This is a genomic window from Jiangella ureilytica (genome assembly GCF_004348545.1).
GTDB classification, from domain to species: Bacteria; Actinomycetota; Actinomycetes; order Jiangellales; family Jiangellaceae; genus Jiangella; species Jiangella ureilytica.
Genome location: NZ_SMKL01000030.1, coordinates 24,544 through 45,760 on the forward strand (window position 1 = coordinate 24,544; position 21,217 = coordinate 45,760).

Annotated in this window: 17 protein-coding genes and 1 riboswitch; of the genes, 12 read left to right on the forward strand and 5 right to left on the reverse strand. The window is 73.6% G+C overall.

Annotated elements, in window-relative coordinates; genetic code table 11:
* The first annotated feature begins 7 nt into the window (after window positions 1-7).
* From E1212_RS14845 to E1212_RS14880, 8 genes are all read left to right on the forward strand, one after another.
* The gene (locus E1212_RS14845) at window positions 8-796 is read left to right on the forward strand and encodes an SDR family NAD(P)-dependent oxidoreductase (protein ID WP_131983747.1); all 789 of its coding nucleotides are present in this window, start codon (window positions 8-10) and stop codon (window positions 794-796) included.
* A 4-nt stretch (window positions 797-800) separates the two neighbouring features.
* Window positions 801-2,045, forward strand: a complete 1,245-nt coding sequence (locus tag E1212_RS14850) for an enolase C-terminal domain-like protein (protein WP_131983749.1) — start codon at window positions 801-803, stop codon at window positions 2,043-2,045.
* A 3-nt stretch (window positions 2,046-2,048) separates the two neighbouring features.
* Entirely contained in the window at window positions 2,049-4,145 is a 2,097-nt protein-coding gene (locus tag E1212_RS14855; protein WP_131983750.1) for a glucosidase family protein, read from the forward strand.
* Window positions 4,146-4,219: 74 nt separating this feature from the next.
* On the forward strand, window positions 4,220-4,585 hold the full coding sequence (locus E1212_RS29455) for a hypothetical protein (protein ID WP_162605474.1): 366 nt from the start codon (window positions 4,220-4,222) through the stop codon (window positions 4,583-4,585).
* Between the two features lie 114 nt (window positions 4,586-4,699).
* On the forward strand, window positions 4,700-5,401 hold the full coding sequence (locus E1212_RS14865) for a response regulator transcription factor (protein WP_131983752.1): 702 nt from the start codon (window positions 4,700-4,702) through the stop codon (window positions 5,399-5,401).
* Window positions 5,398-6,888, forward strand: coding sequence for a sensor histidine kinase (locus tag E1212_RS14870; RefSeq protein ID WP_131983754.1), 1,491 nt, complete (start codon window positions 5,398-5,400; stop codon window positions 6,886-6,888). Before E1212_RS14865 ends, E1212_RS14870 begins: the two co-directional genes overlap by 4 nt.
* 91 nt (window positions 6,889-6,979) lie before the next feature.
* Window positions 6,980-7,423: a hypothetical protein gene (locus E1212_RS14875; RefSeq protein WP_131983756.1), complete on the forward strand. Its 444-nt coding sequence runs from the start codon at window positions 6,980-6,982 to the stop codon at window positions 7,421-7,423.
* On the forward strand, window positions 7,407-8,912 hold the full coding sequence (locus E1212_RS14880; RefSeq protein ID WP_131983758.1) for a multicopper oxidase family protein: 1,506 nt from the start codon (window positions 7,407-7,409) through the stop codon (window positions 8,910-8,912). Before E1212_RS14875 ends, E1212_RS14880 begins: the two co-directional genes overlap by 17 nt.
* A gap of 6 nt (window positions 8,913-8,918) precedes the next feature.
* On the opposite strand, the gene E1212_RS14885 is transcribed toward E1212_RS14880, so the two are convergent.
* Together E1212_RS14885 and E1212_RS14890 are read right to left on the reverse strand one after the other, a co-directional pair.
* Window positions 8,919-9,923 carry a hypothetical protein gene (locus tag E1212_RS14885; RefSeq protein WP_131983760.1) on the reverse strand — a complete coding sequence of 335 codons (1,005 nt, stop codon included), beginning with the start codon at window positions 9,921-9,923 and terminating at the stop codon, window positions 8,919-8,921.
* A complete protein-coding gene (locus E1212_RS14890; protein ID WP_131983762.1) occupies window positions 9,923-11,071 on the reverse strand; it encodes an Mrp/NBP35 family ATP-binding protein in 1,149 nt (382 codons plus the stop codon). The genes E1212_RS14885 and E1212_RS14890 overlap by 1 nt, the downstream gene beginning before the upstream one ends.
* Before the next feature lie 68 nt (window positions 11,072-11,139).
* Here E1212_RS14890 and E1212_RS14895 point away from each other — a divergent pair, with 68 nt between their 5' ends.
* A complete protein-coding gene (locus tag E1212_RS14895) occupies window positions 11,140-11,595 on the forward strand; it encodes a MarR family winged helix-turn-helix transcriptional regulator (RefSeq protein WP_131983764.1) in 456 nt (151 codons plus the stop codon).
* 268 nt (window positions 11,596-11,863) lie between these two features.
* Entirely contained in the window at window positions 11,864-16,231 is a 4,368-nt protein-coding gene (locus E1212_RS14900; protein WP_131983766.1) for a ThuA domain-containing protein, read from the forward strand.
* A 113-nt stretch (window positions 16,232-16,344) separates the two neighbouring features.
* Here E1212_RS14900 and E1212_RS14905 read toward each other — a convergent pair whose 3' ends face one another.
* From E1212_RS14905 to E1212_RS14915, 3 genes are read right to left on the reverse strand one after another with little or no spacing between them, the layout of a single operon-like run.
* Complete coding sequence (locus E1212_RS14905; protein ID WP_420814380.1) at window positions 16,345-17,145, reverse strand: energy-coupling factor transporter transmembrane component T family protein; 801 nt, start codon at window positions 17,143-17,145, stop codon at window positions 16,345-16,347.
* A gap of 2 nt (window positions 17,146-17,147) precedes the next feature.
* Window positions 17,148-18,650, reverse strand: a complete 1,503-nt coding sequence (locus tag E1212_RS14910) for an ABC transporter ATP-binding protein (protein ID WP_131983768.1) — start codon at window positions 18,648-18,650, stop codon at window positions 17,148-17,150.
* Window positions 18,650-19,252, reverse strand: a complete 603-nt coding sequence (locus tag E1212_RS14915) for an ECF transporter S component (protein WP_131983770.1) — start codon at window positions 19,250-19,252, stop codon at window positions 18,650-18,652. The genes E1212_RS14910 and E1212_RS14915 overlap by 1 nt, the downstream gene beginning before the upstream one ends.
* Before the next feature lie 92 nt (window positions 19,253-19,344).
* Window positions 19,345-19,450, reverse strand: a riboswitch (TPP riboswitch).
* Window positions 19,451-19,708: 258 nt separating this feature from the next.
* On the opposite strand from E1212_RS14915, the gene E1212_RS14920 reads away from it, so the two are divergent.
* Together E1212_RS14920 and E1212_RS14925 are read left to right on the forward strand one after the other, a co-directional pair.
* A complete protein-coding gene (locus E1212_RS14920) occupies window positions 19,709-20,428 on the forward strand; it encodes a hypothetical protein (RefSeq protein ID WP_162605475.1) in 720 nt (239 codons plus the stop codon).
* 71 nt (window positions 20,429-20,499) lie between these two features.
* Window positions 20,500-21,207: a lysophospholipid acyltransferase family protein gene (locus tag E1212_RS14925; RefSeq protein WP_162605476.1), complete on the forward strand. Its 708-nt coding sequence runs from the start codon at window positions 20,500-20,502 to the stop codon at window positions 21,205-21,207.
* Window positions 21,208-21,217: the final 10 nt, after the last annotated feature.

The window sequence follows — 21,217 nt, forward strand, 5'->3', positions numbered from 1 at the left end:
CGTAGCGATGACTGTGGCCGTGGTGACCGGCGGCGCGGCGGGCATCGGCCGGGCCGTCGTGGAGCGGCTGGCCGGCGACGGCGACCTCGTGGTCGCGCTCGATCGCGACGCGACGGCGCTCGGCGGGCTGGCAGCCGAGGCGGCGGCGCGCGGCTGGGACGTCCGGGTCCGAGAGCTCGACGTGGCCGACGACGCCGCCGTCGAGCGCTGCGCCGCCGACCTGACCGAGGAGTTCGGGAGCATCGGCACCCTGGTCTGCGCGGCCGGCATCCAGCGCTACGGCACCGTCGAAGAGACGGACCTGGCGCTGTTCGACGAGGTCATGAGCGTCAACCTGCGTGGCGTCTTCGCCGTCTGTCATTTCCTGATGCCGCTGCTGCGGGCCCACGGCGGCGGCTCGGTCGTCGTCGTGGCGTCCGTGCAGGCGTACCAGGTGCAGACCGGCGTCGCGGCCTACGCGGCGTCCAAGGGCGCACTGGTCGCGCTGGTCCGCGCCATGGCCCTCGACCACGCGCCCGACGGCGTGCGCGTCAACGCCGTCCTGCCCGGCTCGGTCGACACCCCCATGCTGCGCTGGGCGGCGCAGCGGTTCGCCGGCGGCCGGCCCGCCGATGACGTCGTCGCCGAGTGGGGCCGGACCCACCCGCTGGGCCGGGTCGCCCGGCCGGCCGAGGTGGCCGAGGCGGTCGCCTACCTGGCGAGCCCGCGGGCCAGCTTCGTCACCGGCACCGACCTGGTGGTCGACGGCGGCCTGCGCACCGCGCTCGCGGTGGCGCTGCCCGAGAAGGAGAGCTGAGCACGTGAAGATCGTCGACGTGCGGGCGACCACCGTGACGGTGCCGCTCGAGGCGCCGCTGCGGCACAGCAACGGCGCGCACTGGGGCCGGTTCGTCCGCACCATCGTCGAGGTCGAGGCCGACAACGGGCTGGTCGGGCTGGGTGAGATGGGCGGCGGCGGTCAGAGCGCCGAGGACGCCGTCCGCGGCCTGCGCGACTACCTGGTCGGCCACGACCCCGCCCGCACCGAGGCGCTGCGGTTCATGCTCGCCAACCCGACGGCCAGCCTCTACAACAACCGCACCCAGCTGCTGGCGGCCGTCGAGTTCGCCTGCCTGGACCTGCAGGGCCGGCACCTCGGCGTGCCGGTGCACGAACTGCTCGGCGGCAAGGTACGCGACCGCGTCGCGTTCGCCAGCTACCTGTTCTTCCGCTACCCGGGCGCCGACGGCAGCGGCGAGGTGCGCACGCCCGCGCAGCTGGTCGCGCACGCCCGCGAGCTGAAGGAGCGGCACGGCTTCACGGTGCACAAGCTCAAGGGCGGCGTGTTCCCGCCCGACTACGAGCTCGAGTGCTACCGCGCGCTGGCCGAGGCGTTCCCCGGCGACCGGCTGCGCCACGACCCCAACGGCGCCTGGTCGGCCGAGGAGGCGGTCCGGTTCGCCGCGGCCATCGAGGGGCTGCGCAACGACTACCTCGAGGACCCGACCTGGGGGATGAACGGGCTGCGCCGGGTCCGCGAGAACACCGCCATCCCGATCGCCACGAACACCGTCGTCGTGACCTTCGAGCAGCTGGCCGCGAACGTGCGCGATCCCGCCGTCGACGTCGTGCTGCTCGACACCACGTTCTGGGGCGGCATCCGTCAGTGCGTCAAGGCGGCGGCGGTCTGCGAGACGTTCCAGCTGGGCGTGGCCGTGCACTCGTCCGGCGAGCTGGGCATCCAGCTGGCCACCATGCTGCACCTGGGCGCCGTCGTGCCGAACCTGTCGTTCGCCGCCGACGCGCACTACCACCACCTGACCGGTGACGTCATCGCCGGCGGGCCGTTCCGGTACACCGGCGGCGGCATCGACGTGCCCGACGGGCCGGGGCTCGGCGTCGAGCTCGACCGCGACAAGGTCGCCGAGTACGCCGAGCTGTATCGGGAACTGGGTGGGTACCCATACGACCGCGATCCCGGCCGGCCCGGCTGGTATCCGCTGCTGCCCAACTCGGACTGGGCCGACCCGGCGCAGGGCGGCCCGGTCGACCTCGGAGGACGCTGACCGATGCGGCTCATCCCCACCGTCGACGACTTCACCTCCGACCCCGTCGTGCAGGCCTACGACGACATGGTCAACCCGCCCGGCCTGACGAACTTCCTCGGTGCCGTGCAGGCCGACCATGACGTCACGGCGGTGCGAAGCGTCAACTTCGCCCCGGTCTCGCACGGCGACACCGTCACCGGCTCGCTGTGGATCGACGGACGGCTGCTGCGCTCGTTCGGGGCGGCGGTCGCGATCCAGTGGCGGCCCGACCGCGTCGTCCGCTCCACCCGGCTGGGCGACCTCATCGTGGAGTCGACGACGGTGACGCCGCCCGGTGTCGCGGGGGTCGCCGTCGACGTCGTCGTGACGAACACGTCGGCCGCGGAGCGCGGAGTCCGGCTGGGCCTGTCCGTGGCGTCGACGGCGACGCAGGCCGGCGCGTGGCGCACGCCCGAGCCGCCGTCGGAGCCCAACACACTCGCGCCCGTGCCCGGCCGCGCCGCGCTGCTGGGCCGCGCCGCGACCACCGAGGCGGTGAGCGTGCAGGGCCTCGACGCCGACGGCGCCCGCGTGCGTGAGCGGATGCTCGAGGTCGACGTCCGGCTGGAGCCCGGCGAGCGATACCGGTTCGGCTACGTGCACGTGGTGGGCACCGACGCCGAGGGCGCGCTGGCCGCCTACGACACCGTCGTCGCCGATGTGCTCGGGCAGGTCGAGGCCGCCCGCCGTCTCTGGGACGCCACGCTCGAGGCCGCGTTCACGCCGGGGAACGACCAGTTCAGCGGGCATGTGCCGACGCTCGAGACGTCCAACGACGCGCTGCGCCGGCTGTACTGGTGGGGCGTCATGGGCGTCATCTGGTTCCGCCGCGACAGCCCCGCCAGCCACCTCGGCCGCGTCTACGACACCCTGATGCCGCGGTACTGGCAGGGCACCACGTTCATCTGGGACTTCAGCCTCAGCTCGATGATCCACGCGCTGCTGGACCCGGAGCCGATGCGCCGGCAGATCGAGCACTGGATCTCCCTCGACATCCACCGGCACTTCGGCACCGAGTGGCAGACCGGCGGCCCGGCCGGCTACTGGTACTCCGTCAACGACTATGCGATGATCCGGCTGGTCCGCGACTATGTGCGCTGGAACGGCGCGCCGGACTTCCTCGGCGTCGAGCTGGCCGCCCACGATGGTCCGGCGAAGGCCGTCGCCGAGCACGTCGCCGACTGGGCCACCGCCTGGGAGGGCCTGCGCACGTCGCACGCGCTGGCCGACTACGGCGAGATCGACAACCTGCTCGAGTGCGTCAGCTCCTACGTGCACGAGGTGGCCGGCCTCAACGCCGCCAACGTGTGGTGCCTGCGGGCGGCGGCCGAGGTGGCAGAGCTGCGCGGCGACGGCGGCCGCGCGCAGGAGCTGCGGAAGAAGGCCGATGCGCTGGTGCCCGAGGTCGGCGAGCTGTACGTCGAGGGGCAGGGCTTCTGGCACGCCCGCCGGCCCGACGGCCGGCTGGTCCCGGTGCGGCACTGCTACGACTTCACCACCGTCGGCATGACCATCGCGGCCGACCTGCCGGAGCGGCGGCGCGAGGAGATGGTGGCGTTCTTCGTCCGCGAGCTGCAGACGCCGGCCTGGATGCGGGCGCTGTCGCCGTACGACGACGACGCCGCCTTCAGCCTGCGCCCGGACCACCAGTGGAACGGCGCCTACCCGGCCTGGCCGGCCGACGCCGCGCGGTCGCTGATCGAGCTGGGCCGGCCCGACGTCGCCGCCGCCTGGCTGCCGGGGCTCGCGCGGTCGGCGAACCAGGGCCCGCCCGGGCAGGCGCACTTCGTCGAGGAGGCGGGGGAGCCGGTCAACGGCGGCGCGGTGAAGTCGCCGCCGCAGTTCCCGTACCTCATCGACTGGTCCTGCTCGTCGGCCGGCGCGTGGTCCGCGCTGGTGGTCGAGGGGTTCTTCGGCCTGCGTCCGGAGCTGGACGGGTCGCTGACGGTGTCGTCGCGGCTCGCGTCGGTGGACCGGTCGGCGGTGCTGCGCGGGTTGCGGGTGGGCGGGCGGCTGGTCGACGTGACCATCGCCGGCGCCGTCGACGCACAGCCAGCACACAGCTCCGGCGAGGCCTGAGCACAGGTTCGGCGCCGACCGTGGAGCGCACGTGCACCGGCCGGTGCGCGCTCACCCACCCCACGGGAGGACCGATGTCCGACAGCACGACACTCACCCGCGACCGCCTGAGGCGCTGGCGCACGCCGATCGTGGCGGCGGCCGTCTCGGGCGGAGTGCTGCTCGGCGGCTACGGCATCGCCGCGGCCGCCGACTCCACGCCCGCCCCGTCGTCGCCGTCCGCGCCGGAGTCCGCACCGGAGTCCGCGCCGGAGTCCGCGCCGGAGTCCGCGCCGGAGTCCGCGCCGGAGTCCGCGCAGCCGGAGTCGCCGGACACCACGGAGCCGAACCGGGCCCGGCCGGACGCGCCGGGCGGCCGCGGCGAGGGCTGCGACGAGGAGGGATCCGCGCCGGAACAGTCCACGCCGGATGCGGAGTCCAGCAGCACCGCCACCACCTGACCGGCGTCCGCACCGGGAGCCGTCGCCGTCGCCGGTGGCGGCTCCCGGGCGTCTCACAGCAACTTCACAGGGTCGGCTCAGCAGCCTCTCAATCTCGGCGCGTAGACCGGACGCATGACCGACACCCTCCCGCGCGTGCTGGTGGTCGACGACGAACCGAACCTCGCCGAGCTGCTGACCTCGGTCCTCAGGTACGAGGGCTGGTCCACCACGACGGCCATGACCGGCCAGGACGCCGTCCGCGCAGCGATCGAACAGCCGCCGGACGCCGTCGTGCTCGATGTGATGCTGCCCGACCTCGACGGCATCGAGGTGATGCGGCGGATCCGGGCGCACCGGCCGGACGTCCCGGTGCTCTTCCTCACCGCCCGCGACGCCGTCGAGGACCGCGTCGCCGGGCTCACCGCGGGCGGCGACGACTACGTGACCAAGCCGTTCAGCCTCGAGGAGCTGGTCGCGCGGCTGCGCGGGCTGCTGCGCCGGGCCGGGGCGACGCGGGCCCGCCAGGACGCCGTCCTCACCGTCGGCGACCTGGTCATGGACGAGGAGGCGCACGAGGTCGGCCGCGACGGCGAGCCGATCCACCTCACCGCCACCGAATTCGAGCTGCTGCGCTACTTCATGCGCAACCCGCGCCGGGTGCTGTCCAAGGCGCAGATCCTGGACCGCGTCTGGCGGTACGACTTCGGCGGCCAGGAGAACATCGTCGAGCTGTACGTCTCCTACCTGCGGCGCAAGATCGACAAGGGGCGCACGCCGATGATCCACACCGTGCGCGGCGTGGGGTACCAGCTCAAGCCGGCGAGCGGCCCGTGACCCGGCACCCGCTGCGGCGGCGGCTGGTCTGGACGGTCGTGGCGCTGGTGCTGACGGTGACGGCGACGCTCGCGCTGGTGTCGGCGCTGGTGCTGCGCTCGTCGCTGTACGACCAGCTGGACAGCCGGCTGCTGGCGGCGGCCGACCGGGCCAAGGGGTCGGCCGACCCGGGCGGCCACGGGTTCGGCGGGCCGGACGAGCCGCACGCCGTGCCCGGCCAGGCCGCCGGCACCGTCGAGGTCTACGCCGAGGACGGGCAGGTCGGGCAGGCCGGCTACGTCGACGCGGCGGGCGAGTTCCAGCCGCTCGACGACGCCCAGACGGCGGTGCTGACGGCGCTGCCGTGCGACGGCGAGATCCGCGTCGCGGCCCTGCCCGGCCTGGGTGCGTTCCACGCCGTCTGCCAGCCGGCCGGGGGCGGCGACTCCGTCGTCACGGCCATGAGCACCGCGGACGTCGCGGGCACGCTGCGTTCGTACATCGGCCTGGAGGTCGGGCTGGCCGCCGCCGGGGTCGCGATCGCCGCGGGGGCGGCGACGGTGCTGGTCCGGCGGGCGATGCGGCCGCTGGACCGGGTCGCCGAGGCCGCGCGCCAGGTCACCGAGCTCCCGCTGGACCGCGGCGAGGTGGACACGATCCCGCGGGTGCCGCCCGCCCTCGCGGCGCAGCGGTCCGAGGTCGGCCGCGTGGGCGCGGCGTTCAACCGCATGATCGGCCACGTCGAGACGGCACTGTCGGCGCGGCACGAGTCCGAGCAGCAGGTGCGCCGGTTCGTCGCCGACGCCAGCCACGAGCTGCGCACGCCGCTGGCCTCGATCCGCGGTTACGCCGAACTGGTGCGCCGCTCGCCCGACACCGTGCCGCCGTCGGCCGCGCACGCGATCGGCCGGGTCGAGGCCGAGGCCGGCCGCATGACCGGGCTCGTCGACGACCTGCTGCTGCTCGCGCGCCTCGACGCCGGCCGGCCGCTGGAGCGGGCGCCGGTCGACCTGGCCGCGCTCGCCGTCGACGCCGTCGCCGACGCGCACGCCGCCGGGCCGGACCACGTCTGGCGGCTGGACCTCGGTCCGTCACCGGCGCCGGTGCTGGTCTGCGGCGACGAGGGCCGGCTGCGGCAGGTGCTGGCGAACCTGCTCGGCAACGCGCGGGTGCACACGCCGGCGGGCACGACGGTGTGGGCGTCCTGTCGCGTCGTGGGTGACGAGGTGGTCGTCGAGGTGCGCGATGACGGGCCGGGCATCCCCGCGGACCTGCGGCCGCGGCTGTTCCAGCGGTTCAGCCGCGCCGACACCGCCCGGAACCGGGCCGGCGGCTCGACCGGGCTCGGGCTGGCCATCGCCGAGGCGATCGTGCACGCGCACGGCGGCACGATCACCGTCGGGAGCGGTGGGGGTGCGACGCTGACCGTCCGGCTGCCGGCGCTCACGAGCGATGCTCAACCGGCTCACGGGTGGCGCCGGGGCCGGCCGGTCGCCCTCGGCTCCTGACGGGTGCTGGCACCCCGCCGAATCGCCTGCTGGCACCCTGCCCCGCCGGCCGCCGTCTCCGTAGCGTCGTCGCTGAGGAGAGGAGGCCCTCATGCGGGCGACGTACCGGGTGTTGAGTGGGCTGATCGCGCTGGCGGTGGTGTTCCAGGCCGCGGCCGTCGCGTTCGGGACGTTCGGGGTCATCAACGAGGTGGAGAGCGGGGCGGTGGTCACCTCGGACTCCGACCTGCCCAACGCCGGACCGATGCTGCATGGCATCGGCGGGACGATGGTCATCCCGCTGCTGGTGCTGGCGCTGCTCATCGTGTCGTTCGTCGCGAAGGTCCGCGGCGGCGTGAAGTGGGCGGCGCTGCTCCTGCTGGCGGTCGCGCTGCAGATCACGCTGGGCTTCGCGGCGTTCGAGGCACCGGCGATCGGGCTGCTGCACGGCGTCAACGCCTTCGTGATCCTGGCGCTGGCGGTGGTGGCGACGCGGGCAGCCGCGGGTCCGGCGGTCGCGGCGGCGGAGACCACCGGCGATGCCGCTCGGGTCTGAGCCGGGCCGGCGGCGGCGGAACGACCGGCTGGTCATCGCATCGCTGGCGGCGCTGGCGATCCTGGTGACCGTCGGGCTGCTGTGGTCGTCGAGCCGGCTGCCCGCCACGTACTCGGTGATGGGCATGGGGCACGCCGAGTTCGGCGGCGGCCCGGCCGACGAGGTGCACGGCGGCCACACGGCGCACGGCTGGGAGGGCCCGCCGCGCCAGCCCGGCGACCGCGACGTGAGCGAGCTGACCGGCCCGCGGGACCGGCCGGCCGACGTCGCCGTCGAGCTGGTCGCGGCCCGCGACGGCGACCGCTACACGCTGAACGGGAGCACGCCCGGGCCGCAGCTGCGGGTGGAGCAGGGCGACCTGGTCGAGGTGACGCTGGTCAACGAGTCAGTGCCGGACGGCGTCACGCTGCACTGGCACGGGGTCGACGTCCCGAACGCCGAGGACGGGGTCGCCGGGGTCACGCAGGACGCCGTCGCGGTCGGCGGGACGCACACGTACCGGTTCGTCGCCGACGACGCCGGCACCTACTGGTACCACTCGCACCAGGTCTCGCACGCCCAGGTGCGCGGCGGCCTGTTCGGGACGCTCGTGGTCGCGCCGCCCACGGGGGAGGCGGCGGACCACGACGTCGTGGCGGCCGTGCACACGTACGGAGACGGGCCCACGGTGAACGGCCGGCGCGACGGGCTGCGGGTCGACGCGGCGCCGGGGGAGTCGGTCCGGGTCCGGCTGGTCAACACCGACAACGAGGTCAAGCGGGCGTGGCTGGCCGACGGCGTCGCGTTCCGGCTGCTCGCGGTCGACGGGCACGAGGTGCACGAGCCGGGGCCGGTGACGGCCGCCGTCGTGCTGGCCGCCGGCGGCCGGGCCGACCTCGGGTTCGAGGTGCCCGCCGACGGGACGGCGGTGCGGATCGAGCTGGGCGGGGTGACGGTCGTGGTGGCGCCGCCGGACGCCGACGTCTCGCCGCCCGACGCGCAGGACGCCCCGGCCGACGACGTCGACCTGCTGCACTACGGCACGCCGGCGCCGCTCGGGTTCGACCCGGGCGACCCCGACCGCGAGTTCGAGTACCGCATCGGCCGGCGGTTCGGGCTGGTCGACGGGCGGCCGGGCAGGCACTGGACGGTCAACGGCCGGATGTTCCCGGACGTCCCGATGTTCGTGGTGAGCGACGGCGACGTGGTGCGCATGCGCATCGAGAGCTCCGGCGCCGACAACCACCCCATGCACCTGCACGGGCACCACGCCGTCGTGCTGAGCCGTGACGGCGAGCCGGCGACCGGCAGCCCGTGGGTCGTCGACTCCCTCGACGTCGGCCGCGACGAGACGTACGAGATCGCGTTCGTCGCCGGCAATCCGGGCATCTGGCTGGACCACTGCCACGACCTGGTGCACGCCCGCCAGGGGCTGGTGGCGCACCTGGCCTACACGGGGGTCCACACGCCGTTCCGCATCGGCGGGCCGGGCGCGAACGAGCCGGAGTGACGCCGCTCAGTCGTTGCAGCGGTCCAGCAGCACGTAGCCGCCCACGCCGGTGACGGTGACCGTCCCGGCGCCGGGGCCGCTGAGCACCACCCGCCGCAGGCTGACGCCGTCGTGCGTGGTCGTGACGTCGCTGTCGGGCGCGGGGACCTGCGCGAACGAGTCCGCGCCCAGGTGCTCGACCCAGGTGCCGACGGCCTCGTCCGTGGTCTGGTCCTCGGTGCCGCCGACGACGGCGACGAGGCCGCCGGTGACGCACGCCGGCAGCACCGGCGGCGCCGCCAGCGCGTAGCCGTCGAGGAGTCGGTGCTCCTCGCCGGACGGGGTGAACGGCGCGCCGATGGTGTCGCCGGGGCCGGGGAGCTCGGCGGGGAACTCCGGCGCGGTGACCGGCGAGTCGCCCTCGGGTGTCGGCGCCTCGGCCTCGAGATCGGGCAGCGGCGACGACGGGCTGTCCTGCACCTCGGTGACCCGGATGAACGAGAGGTAGGGCTCCGAGTGCTCGCTGACCACGAGCTTCAGGTCGAGCCGGTAGCCGCTGGGCCCGAACGCGTGCGCCTCGCACTCCAGGCTGAGCGGGTCGTCGCCGCCGGGGATGTCGTCGCTGCCCAGCGGCCAGCGCTCGCCGGCGGTCTCCGGGTACGTGACGTCGGCGACCAGGCAGGTCGACGGCTCGGCGTCTGCGTCCGGGTGGTAGGTCAGCGGGTCGAGCCCGGCCGTGCGGACCTGCTCGACCAGGTCGGCGAACGCCTCGACCGGGTCGCCGGTGACCAGCAGCAGCGCCTCGGTGCCGGCCACCGGTCCGTCGTCCTCGGCGGCGTACGCGAACGGCGCGCCGGCCAGGACGGTGCCCGGCGGGACGGTCAGCTCCGCGGTGATCGCGGTGCCCGGCGGCGCACCGGTGGGATCGCCGGAGCCGGAGCTGCCGCCGTCGTCGCTCCCGCAGGCGACGAGCAGCGCGACGGTGAGCAGCAGTGCGATGGTGCGCGGCGGCGCATCCGCCGACCCTGCCATCAGCCAGCGGGGGAGAGGCTCAGCGACATGCCGGCCAGGCCCCGCTGGCGGTGCGAGAGCCGCTTGGCGACCTGGAGCAGCGTGGCCGCCGCGGGGGCATCGGGCTCGCCGAGGACCAGTGGGGTGCCCGCGTCGCCGCCCTCGCGCAGCCGGGTGTCGAGCGGGATCTCGCCGAGCAGCGGCACCGTCGCGCCCAGCCGCCGGCTCAAGCCGTCGGCGACCCGCTGCCCGCCGCCGGTGCCGAACACCTCGAGCCGGTGCTCCGGGCCGCAGTGCGGGCAGGGCAGGAAGGACATGTTCTCGATGACGCCGGCGACCTGCTGGTGGGTCTGCATGGCGATGGAGCCCGCGCGCTCTGCCACCTCGGCCGCGGCCAGCTGCGGCGTCGTGACGACCACGATCTCGGCGTTCGGCAGCAGCTGTGCCAGTGAGATGGCGACGTCGCCGGTGCCGGGCGGCAGGTCGAGCAGCAGGACGTCGAGGTCGCCCCAGTAGACGTCGGTGAGGAACTGCTGCAGCGCGCGGTGCAGCATGGGGCCGCGCCAGGCCACCGGGATGTCGCGGTCGGGCTTGAACATCTCCGTCGAGATGAGCTTCACGCCGTGCGCCGGCACCGGCATGATCATCCGTTCGACGACGGTGGGCTGCGAGCCCTCGACGCCGAACATGCGCGGGATCGAGTGCCCGTAGATGTCGGCGTCGACCAGGCCGACGCGGACGCCGTCGGCGGCCATGGCGACGGCGAGGTTCGCCGTGACCGACGACTTGCCCACCCCGCCCTTGCCCGACGCGACCGCGTAGATGCGGGTCAGCGAGCCGGGCTTGGTGAACGGGATCTCGCGCTCCGGCGCGCCGCCGCGCAGTTGCTGCGACAGCTCCTTGCGCTGCTCCGCCGACATGACGTCGAGCACGACCTCGACCTGGGTCGTGCCGTGCAGCGCCATGACCGCCGCGGTGACGTCGCGGGTGATGGTGTCGCGCAGCGGGCAGCCGGCGACGGTGAGGTACACCGCGACCGTGACGCGGCCGTCGGCCGCCACGTCGACCGACTTGACCATGTTCAGCTCGGTGATGGGTCGCTTGATCTCAGGGTCCTTGACCCCGGCCAGGGCCGCGGTGACGTCGTCGACGGTGGGGAGCGCGCTCATGTGTCGATGCTACGTCCGCCGCGCTTCTGCGCCGTCTTGCGGGCGGCGGCGTCTAAAATCTGGACACCATGACCGCCAGCAAGGACACCGACCAGTGGGTCACGCCCGAGCAGCTCGAGGTGTGGCGACTGTTCATCCGCGCCCAGTCGCGGGTGCTGCGCCGCCTCGAGGCCGACCTGCTCGCCGTGCACGACCTCCCGCTGGCGTGGTACGACGTGTTGGTGCGCCTGCTCGAGGCCGACGGCCGGCGGTTGCGCATGAGCGAACTGGCCGAGCGGGTCATGCTCTCGCCCAGCGGCCTCACCCGTCTGGTCGACCGCATGGTGGAAGAGGGTCTGGTCGAGCGCACCCAGGCAGAGCGCGACGGGCGCGGCTTCTACGCGGTGCTGACCGACTCCGGGTTCGAGCGGCTGCGCGACGCCAGCGGGACCCACCTGCGCGGAGTGCACGACTACGTGGTCGGCCGCTTCGACGATCAGGAGCTGCGGACGCTCACCGAGCTGCTGCGTCGCATCGAATCCTGAGGTGGGCCGGGTTCCCCTCCCTCTGAGGCCCATCGGTGTGGCGCGCGTCGGACCCGGGCGGTATCCCGGGCTTTCATCACGTGCTGTTGCGGCGTGTCAGCGATCGCACAAGGGACATGATCATGGCGAACCGACGAATCGAACGGCTCTGACGATCTATTGACACCGGGTGACGAAAGTCCCTAGCGTACGCGGGAAAGCCCTTACCATCCCATCGACCTGCCGCTCGGCGGCGTGTGGGAAGGCGCTTTCCGGTCAAGGAGGCCCGATGTCCTGGAGCACCCGCCGCCTCACCTCGATCGTCGCCGCGCTGGCGCTGCTGCTGACCGCCCTCATAGGCGCGTCGACGGCCACCGCGCAGGAGGAACCGGCCGAGCCACGGTTCCGCGCGCTCGTGTTCTCGAAGGTCACCAACTTCTACCATCAGTCGATCCCCGCCGGCCGGGCGCTCATCGAGCGGCTCGGCGCGGAGCACGACTTCGAGGTCGTCAGCACCGACGACGCCGCGGTCTTCAACGACGAGGACCTCGCCACGTTCGACGTCGTGATCTTCAACAACACGAACTCGACCCCGCAGAGCGGCGACCTGCTGAACGCCGATCAGCGGGCCGCGTTCCAGCGGTTCATCCAGGCCGGCGGCGGGTTCACGGGCCTGCATGCGGCGACGGCGGCCGAGCGGGACTGGGAGTGGTACGAGGGCCTGGTCGGCTCGATCTTCACCAACCATCCGCCGGGCACGAACCCCGACGGGACGATCAACGGCCGGGTGAAGGTGACCGACCGCGTCCACCCGTCGACGGCGAACCTGCCGGAGCTCTGGGAGTTCGAGGAGGAATGGTACAACTGGAACCAGCGCGTCGTCGGTGACGTACACGTCCTGACCTGGGTCGACACCAAGGTCGGCATCTCCGGGCTCACCGAGGGCCCTCATCATCCGTTCTCGTGGTGTCAGATCTACGACGGCGGCCGCTCCTGGTACACCGCGGGCGGGCACAGCGCCGCGGCGTTCCAGGACGCCGAGTTCGTCGAGCATCTCAAGGGCGGCATCGAGTGGGCCGCGGGCGTGGCCGACGGCGACTGCGGCGGCACCGTCGAGGAGAGCTTCGACAAGGTGCAGATCGCCTCCAACCCGGCCGACCCCATGGCGCTGGGCTTCCTCGACGAGAACGAGGTCGTCTTCGTCGAGCGCGGCGGCGCGGTGAAGGTCATCGACCAGTCGACGCTCGGGGTGACGACGGCGGGCACGGTCCCCGTCTACACACCCGACTCCGACGGGCTGCTGGGCATCGCCATCGACCCCGACTTCGCGACGAACCGGTGGATCTATCTCACCTACTCGCACGCGACCCAAGCGAAGATCCAGATCTCGCGTTTCACGCTGACGACCGAGAACCAGCTCGACCTCGCCTCCGAGGAGGTGCTGATCGAGATCCCGACCTACCGGCAGCTGAACCGGTCCGGCGTGCACATGGGCGGCGCCATGGACTTCGACGCGGCCGGCAACCTCTACGTCGCGCTCGGTGACAACATCGACCCGTTCGAGTCCAGCGGCTACTCGCCGATGGACGAGCGGCCCGGCCGGGCGCACTTCGACGCGCAGTCGACGTCGGCCAACACGGCGGACCTGCGCGGCAAGCTCATCCGTATCACGCCGACCGACGACGGTGGCTACACCGTCCCCGACGGCAACCTCTTCGACGCCGAGACCCACGACCCGGCGCAGGCCCGCCCGGAGATCTATGCGATGGGCTTTCGCAACCCGTTCCGGTTCCGTGTCGACGACGAGACGGGACACGTGCTGCTCGGCGAGCACTCGCCCGACGCGCGCAGCAACAGCGCGACCCGCGGCCCGCAGGCGCACGGCGAGTGGAACCTCATCACCGAGGCCGGCAACTACGGCTGGCCGTACTGCATCGGCCCGAACCGGCCGTTCCACGACTACGACTTCGCGACGGCGACGGCGGGCGCCCCGTTCGACTGCGCGAACCCCGTCAACGACTCGCCGAACAACACCGGCCTGCGCGAGCTCCCGCCGATCCAGGGCGCGACGATGTTCGAGAACTACGGCGCCACGCCCGAGTGGCCGGAGTTCGGCACCGGCGGCATCGCCCCGCACGGCGGCCCCATCTACGACTACGACCCGGAGCTGGACTCCGACACCAAGTTCCCGCCGTCGTACGACGGCAAGTGGTTCGTCGCCGAGTGGGACCGGCGCTGGATCAAGACGGTCTCCGTCCTGGCCGAGGACCACGTGGGCGAGCGGTACCCGTCGGCGAGCGCGGGCGACGTCTACTCCGTCGACCCGTGGGGCATCGACCAGACCTGGATCCGGCCGATGGACATGGACTTCGGCCCGGACGGCTCGCTCTACGTCATCGAGTGGGGCAGCAACTTCGGCGGGGCGCTGCGCGGCGAGCCGAACGACGACTCCGGCATCTACCGCATCGACTACGTCGCGGGCGACCGGCCGCCGACGGCGCGCGCCGCGGCCACGCCGTCGGACGGCCAGGCGCCGCTGACCGTGCAGTTCTCCAGCGAGGGCAGCGGCCATCCGCAGGGCCTCACGGTGACGTACGCCTGGGACTTCGGCGACGGCGGCAGCTCCACTGAGGCGAACCCGGCGCACGTCTACACCGCCAACGGCACGTACACCGCACGGCTCACCGTCACCGACGAGGAGGGCCGCGAGGCCCTCGCCGCGGTGCAGGTGGTCGTCGGCAACACCCGGCCGGTGGTGACCGTCGAGCTGCCGCCCGACGGCGGGTTCTTCGACTTCGGCGACCTGATCCCGTACGAGGTGGCGGTCGAGGACGCCGAGGACGGGTCCATCGCCGACGGCGGCATCGACTGCGCCGACGTGCTGGTCCAGACCCTGCTCGGCCACGACGAGCACGCCCACCCGCTGGACACCGTCGAGGGCTGCGAGGGGGTCGTCCCGACCATGACCGACGGCGGCCACGGCGGCGACGTCAACCTCTACTACGTGCTCGAAGGCGTGTACGTCGACCGCGGCGGCGCCGGTGTCGGCACGCTGACGGGCGCGTCCGGCGTCGAGCTGCGCACCAAGTCGACCGAGGCGGAGTACTACGACGGCAACACCGGGGTCACCCCGCTGGCCCGGCCCGGCTCGAGCGCGGGCGTCCGGCTGGGCGAGATCCGGCCGGGCGACTGGGTGTCCTACGACCCGGTGAGCTTCCACGGCATCGACTCGGTGACGGTGGGGGCGTCGTCGGGCGGCCAGGGCGGCGTCATCGAGTTCCGCAAGGACGCGCCCGACGGCGAGGTCCTCGGCAGTGTCGAGGTGCTGAGCAACGGCAGCTGGGACAGCGTCCAGGAGCTCGACGTCGAGCTGGCGGACCCGGGCGGCACGTTCGAGTTGTTCATGGTGTTCCAGGCGCGCGCCGGCTACACGCCCGGCGGTCCCGACCTGCTCTCCGCCGACTGGCTGCGCTTCAACGGCCCCGGTGTCGCCGACCCGTCCGCCCCGGTCGTGACGGCGACGGCGTCGCCCGAGGCGGGGCAGGCGCCGCTGCAGGTCACGTTCACCGGCGGCGCGACCAGCCCGGCCGGCCGCGAGATCGTGTCGTACGCATGGGACTTCGGCGACGGCGCGACCGCGACCGGCGCGACGGCGACACACACCTATGCGACGCCGGGCTCGTACGACGCCGTGCTGACGGCGACCGACAGCGCGGGCAGCGTCGGCCGCGCCCACGTCACCGTCGAGGTCGAGGAGCCGCCGTCGCAGTGCCCGGTCCGCGACGACGAGTTCGACGGGACGGCGCTGGACACCTGCCGGTGGTCGCGGATCATCCGTGAGGCGGCCGCCGACCACCGGGTCGACGACGGCCGGCTCTGGGTGAACACGACGTCCGGCGGCAACTTCGGCGCCAACAACAACCCGCCCGTGCAGAACCAGTTCCTGCAGCCGGTCGAGCCGGGCGAGGACTGGCTGATCCAGACCAAGGTGCACGCGCCGCTGGAGCAGCGCTACCAGCAGGTCGGGCTGCAGTACTACGAGGACGACGGCGACTACGTGAAGCTCGACCTGGTGTCGGACAACTTGCCCGGCCAGCCGCGGACGCTGCGGGTCGAGCTGCGCTCGGAGACCGGCGACGTGCCGTCGGCGACGCAGCCGAACCTGCAGCCGGCGCCGGCCAACCCGGGCGACGAGTGGTGGTTCCGGCTGAGGAAGTCCGGCACGACGTTCACCGGCTGGGTCAGCGTCGACGGCGTCACCTGGATCGAGATGCCGGGAACGGTGCAGAACACCGCGATCACCGACGGCGGCATCGGCCCGCTGCACCAGGGCCGCGGCCAGACGGCGCCGGTCGAGGTCGGGTTCGACCACTTCAGGGTGAACCCGGAGGACGAGCCGGCCGCGTGCCCGTCGCCGGACGAGCGTGAGACCGTCGTCGTCGGCGGCGTCGACAGCGGCGTGCCGAACCGGGCGCTGGCCGACGGCTGCACGGTCGGCGACCTCATCCTCGAGGACGAGGACTGGGCCAGCCACGCCGAGTTCGTCCGCCATGTCGGCGAGGTGCTCGACCAGCCCGAGGTCGCGGCGCTGATCACGCCGCGGGAGCGCTCCGCCGTCCTCCGTGCCGCCGCCCAGAGCGACATCGGCTCCACCTGACCCGACTGGGAATGATCACAGCACGGGAACCCGTGTCGCACTACGGCTGCAATCGTGGTGTGGCACGGGATTTCGTGCTGTGATCATTCCGGGGCCGGCGGGCGGGATGGGTGCTAGGAGAGGAGGGGGGACCAGGCGCCGGTGGCGACGGCGGTGGTGACGGCGAGGGCGGTGAGGAGCACGGAACCCGCAATCAGCGCGACGTCGGCCCGGGTGAACGTCTGACGACGCGCCGACGTCCGGTGCGCCGACGCGGCGAACCCGCGCGCGTCCATCGCGACCGCCAGCTGCGTCCCCCGTCGCACCGCACCCACCAGCAGCGCGAACAGCCGGCCGCCGAGCACCGCCAGGGCGCGCGCCGGGTTCCGGTCGCCGCCCAGTCCGCGGGCCCGGCGCGCCCGCCCCAGCACCTCCCACTCGGCGGCCAGCAGCGGCGCCAGCCGGAACGCCGCCAGCGACCCGTACGCGAACCGGGCCGGCACCCGCAGGTGCTGGACCAGCGCGTCGGCCAGGTCGACGGGGTCGATGGTCAGGATCGCCAGCACGCCGGGCAGCGCGATCGCCGCGACCCGCAGGCCCGCCGTCAGCCCGGTCGCCAGGCTCTCCGCCGTCAGCAGCAGCGGCCCTGCCTCGAGCAGCGTCGCACCGCCCTTGCGGTCGGTGAACACGGCGTTGCCCAACGCCACCATGACGAGGGCGAGCCCCAGCGGCCAGAGCCGGCGCAGCAGCCCCGGCCAGCCCACACCCCACGCCGGGACCGAGACCAGCCAGGCGGCCAGCAGCAGCCCCGACGACACCGGGTCGACGCTGACCAGCAGCACCAGCGACGGCAGCAGGGCGGCCGCCAGCTTCGCGACGGGGTTCCGGCGGGCCAGCGGTGCGGCCGGATCGGTCGAGAGATGGGTCTGCAGCAGCGTCACGAGCGCACCCTCGCGTCGGCGGCGAGCACGCCGCCGGCCACCGTCACCCGCTCGTCGGCCAGCGCGTCCGCGAACGCCTCGTCGTGCGTGACCGCCACGATCGCCGTCCCAGCCGCGCGCAGCCCCACGCACAGGTTCAGCAGCTCCGCCCACGTCCGGGCGTCCTGGCCGAACGTCGGCTCGTCCATGACCAGCAGGTCAGGTGCGGTCGCCAGCATCGCCGCGACCGACAGCCGCCGCTTCTCGCCGCCGGACAGCGTGAACGGGTTCGCGCCGGCCAGGCGGGTCAGCCGCAGCCGCTCCAGCAGCTCGTCCGCGCGCGCCGCCGCCTCGCCGGCCGCCACCCCGGCCCGCCGCGGCCCGACCAGCAGCTCGTCGCGGGCGGTGCGTGCGACGAACTGGTGCTCCGGGTCCTGGAAGACCGTTCCGACGCGCCGGCACAGGTCGCGCGGTCGCCAGCGGTGCAGCGGCCGGTCCGCGCCGTCGAGAAGCACCTCGCCGGTGTCCGGCGGCAGCAGCCCCGCCAGCAGCATCGCCAGCGTCGACTTCCCGCTGCCGTTCGTCCCCGTGACGGCGACCGCGGTGCCGCGCCGCACGGACAACCACGCCGACGACAGTGCCGGTCGCCGGGCCCGCGGGTAGGTCAGGCTCAGGTCGCGAGCCGTCAGCAGTACGTCGCCGCCGGGTCCGGACGTGAACGGGGGAGCGGGCGGCCCCCACGGCGCCGGCACCCAGACCCCGGCCGCCGCCAGGGCCGCGCCGCGCCGGCCGAAGACCTCGGCGGGCGGCCCGTCGTCGGCCACGCCGCCGCCCGGCTCCAGCACGACGACGCGGTCGACCAGCCCGGCCGCGACGTCGACCCGGTGCTCGACCATGAGCAAGGTGGTCCCTGCCCCGGACCCGCCGGCCAGCGCGGACGAGACGGCGCCCAGCACCGTCGCAGTCCCCGCCGGGTCGAGGTTGGCGGTCGGCTCGTCCAGCACCAGCACCGACGGACGGCGGACCAGCGCGCCGGCCAGCGCCAGCCGCTGCTGCTCGCCGCCGGACAGCGCCGCCGTCGGCCGGTCGCGGTCGTACGGGAAGCCGACCTGCGCGAACGCGGCATCGACGCGTGGCCAGATGTGCTCCGGCGGCACACCGAGATTCTCGAGGCCGAACGCGACGTCGTCGCCGGACCGCGACATCACCAGCGACGACTCCGGGTCCTGCAGCAGCATCCCGACGCGGTCGCGCGCGGCCGCCGCCGGGACGCCGTCGACCAGCACCGAGCCCTCGTGCTCCGCGGCGGTCTCCGGGTCGAGCAGCCCGGCGACGGCGCGCAGCAGCGTCGACTTGCCCGCGCCCGACGGCCCGACCAGCAGCACCCGCTCGCCCGGCTCGAGGTCGAGGTCCACCCCGCGGCAGGCCCACGCCTTCCGGCCGGCATAGCGCCAGCCGAACCCGCGCAGCCGCACCGCGACCCCCCGCGCGCCTCCGGAACCGTCAGCCGACCCCGTCATCAGATCTCGCTCTGGGCCCGGCCGGCGGCGAACGGCGCCAGCGCGCCCGTGCGGGCCAGCGCCCGGACCAGCAGCCAGCCCAGCCCGCCCGCGAGCACCAGCCCGGTCGCCACGGCGGACAGGACGTAGACCAGCTTCCAGTCCGCCGCGTACGTCGAGACGTAGACGACGACCTCGTAGACCCCCATCGCCAGTCCGGCGCCGCCACCGGCCAGGACCGCCGCCACCAGGCCCCACCGGCGGTAGAGCAGCAGCGCGAAGACCAGCTCGGCGCCGAGGCCCTGCCAGACGCCGGACATGAAGACCGACATGCCCCAGGCCGAGCCGAAGAACATCGACACGGTTGCGGCGATCACCTCGGTGTAGAGCGCGGCGCCGGCCTTGCGGATCACCAGCCCGCCGACGACGGCCGGGATCAGCCAGACGCCGGCGATGACCGGTTGCGCGGGCGAGCCGGACAGCGGCGCGCTGACGGTCGCGTAGACGACGTTGTTCCAGACGGCGAACAGCACGCCGAACGTCACGCCCAGGACGGACGCGACGACGATGTCGACGGTGCGCCAGCGGTGCCGTCGTGCAGGGACGGTGGCCTGCTCACTCATCGAAGGGCTCCTCTCGTACGGGGGGTACGACGAGGGGGCTCGAACATGACGCAGCGCGCCACCACGGGACGGATCCCGTGGGACGCGCTGCTGCGGTCGAGGTGTCGACTTCCTGCGCCGGCATTACCCGGATCAGGTTCGAGGGTCTGCGGGCACGTCCCGCACTCTCAGCGCTGCAGCGCTCCCCTGTCGTGGGTATTCAGTTGTCGCGTGAAAGAGATTACACCCGTCTCTCATCACCCGCGATGATCAGCGCGAACGCACCGGCAGGGGCGTCCGGACGGCCATGGCCAGGTCACGTTTCGGTGACGACCCGGCCGAGGCGTGGGTATGCTCCATCAGGCGCTCCGGCCGGAGCCGCCTCGTGCTCGCCCCCGAGCCGACATCGAACGAAGAGGTCAGCCGCACATGCATCTGGTCGTTCGCCGACTGGCTGCAGCCGGTTCCGCCGTGCTCATGACCGTCGCCTTGACCGCCTGTACATCCGGTCCTGAACACCCCTCGGTCTCGCCGCTGGCGCAGATCAGCGTCGAGGAGGGCCTGGACGAGGCTCCCAACGGCATCGACGAGCTGGCCCCCGCCGACGTCCTCGACCAGTCGCTGGCGGCCATGCGCGCCACCGGCTCCTACCGCGTCACCGGCACCACGGTGGGCGGCAACACCATCGACATCGCCTTCAAGGACGGCGTCGGTTCCACCGGCACCGTCGGCGGCAACACCACGGTCCAGCTGGTCGCCACGCCGGGCGCCGTCTATGTCACCGGCGACACCGAGAGCCTGGCCGAGCAGGTCGGCGCCGACGTCGGCACCACCATCGCCGGCAAGTGGCTGCTCATCTCGCCCGAGGCCGCGTCGGGCTTCGCCATCTTCGCCGACGGCTCCACCTTCGCCGCCGCGGTGCTCGGCGCCGACGCCCCCGACGGGCTGACGGCGGTCCGCGAGGTCGACGGCCAGCCCGCGGTCGGCCTGCTGTTCCCCGAGACCGGGGGCACGCTGTGGGTCGCCGCCACGGGCGAGCCGCTGCCGTTGCGGCTCGAGGAGAAGGGCGCGTCGGCCGGCGCCGGCGTCATCAGCTTCACCGACTACGGCACCGAGGTCGCCGTCACGCCGCCGGCCGAGGACGCCGTCGTCGACCTCACCAAGATCCCGGTGCCCACCGCGACGCCGACCCCGTGACGACGCGCCGTCACCGCCTCGTCGGACCGATGGGATAATCTTCCATCGTGGAACTCGTGGGTGCGGTTGCCGTGGGTCTGACCAAGTGGTTCGGCCGCGTCGATCCCACCGGCCTGTCGCACCTGCCCTTGCAGGGTCCGGCCATCGTCGCCGTCAACCACACCACCATCGCCGACGTCCCGCCCGTGCTGGCCACGCTCTACAAGGCCGGCCTGCGGCCCAGCGTCCCGTGCCACCGCGACGGGTGCGGCGTCACCCACGGCCACGTGCGCTTCATGGCCTCGTCGCTGGTCTTCGCCAACCCGTTCATCGGACCGCTCGCGCGGCAGGCCGGCATGATCGAGGTCGGTGGCCGTCAGGCGGGTGCGGCCGCGCTCCGGGCGGCCTACGACGCGCTGGCCCGCGGCGAGGTCGTCGGCATCTACCCCGAGGGCGACGTCTCGGCCACCGATGACGGCTCGCCGCGGCGGTTCCGCTTCGGCGTCGGCCGGCTGGCGGCCGACGCGAAGGCCCCGGTCGTGCCGGTGGCCCACCACGATGCCCGGCGCATCGGCTCCGGGTCCATCGCGCGCAGCCTCGGCGGCGCGTTCACCTCAGTCGTCCGCCGTCCGACCATCAGGCTGCGGGTCGGCAAGCCGATCCTGCCCGACGAGTTCGCCGGCCAGCCGCTGCGCGATGTCGTCGAGGTCATCCAGGACCGCGTCACCGACGTGTGGCGCTCGGTGTCGGGCGAGTCGCTGCCACGGCTCGACCTGGACCAGAAGGAAAAACCGTTGTGAACGCGGCGGT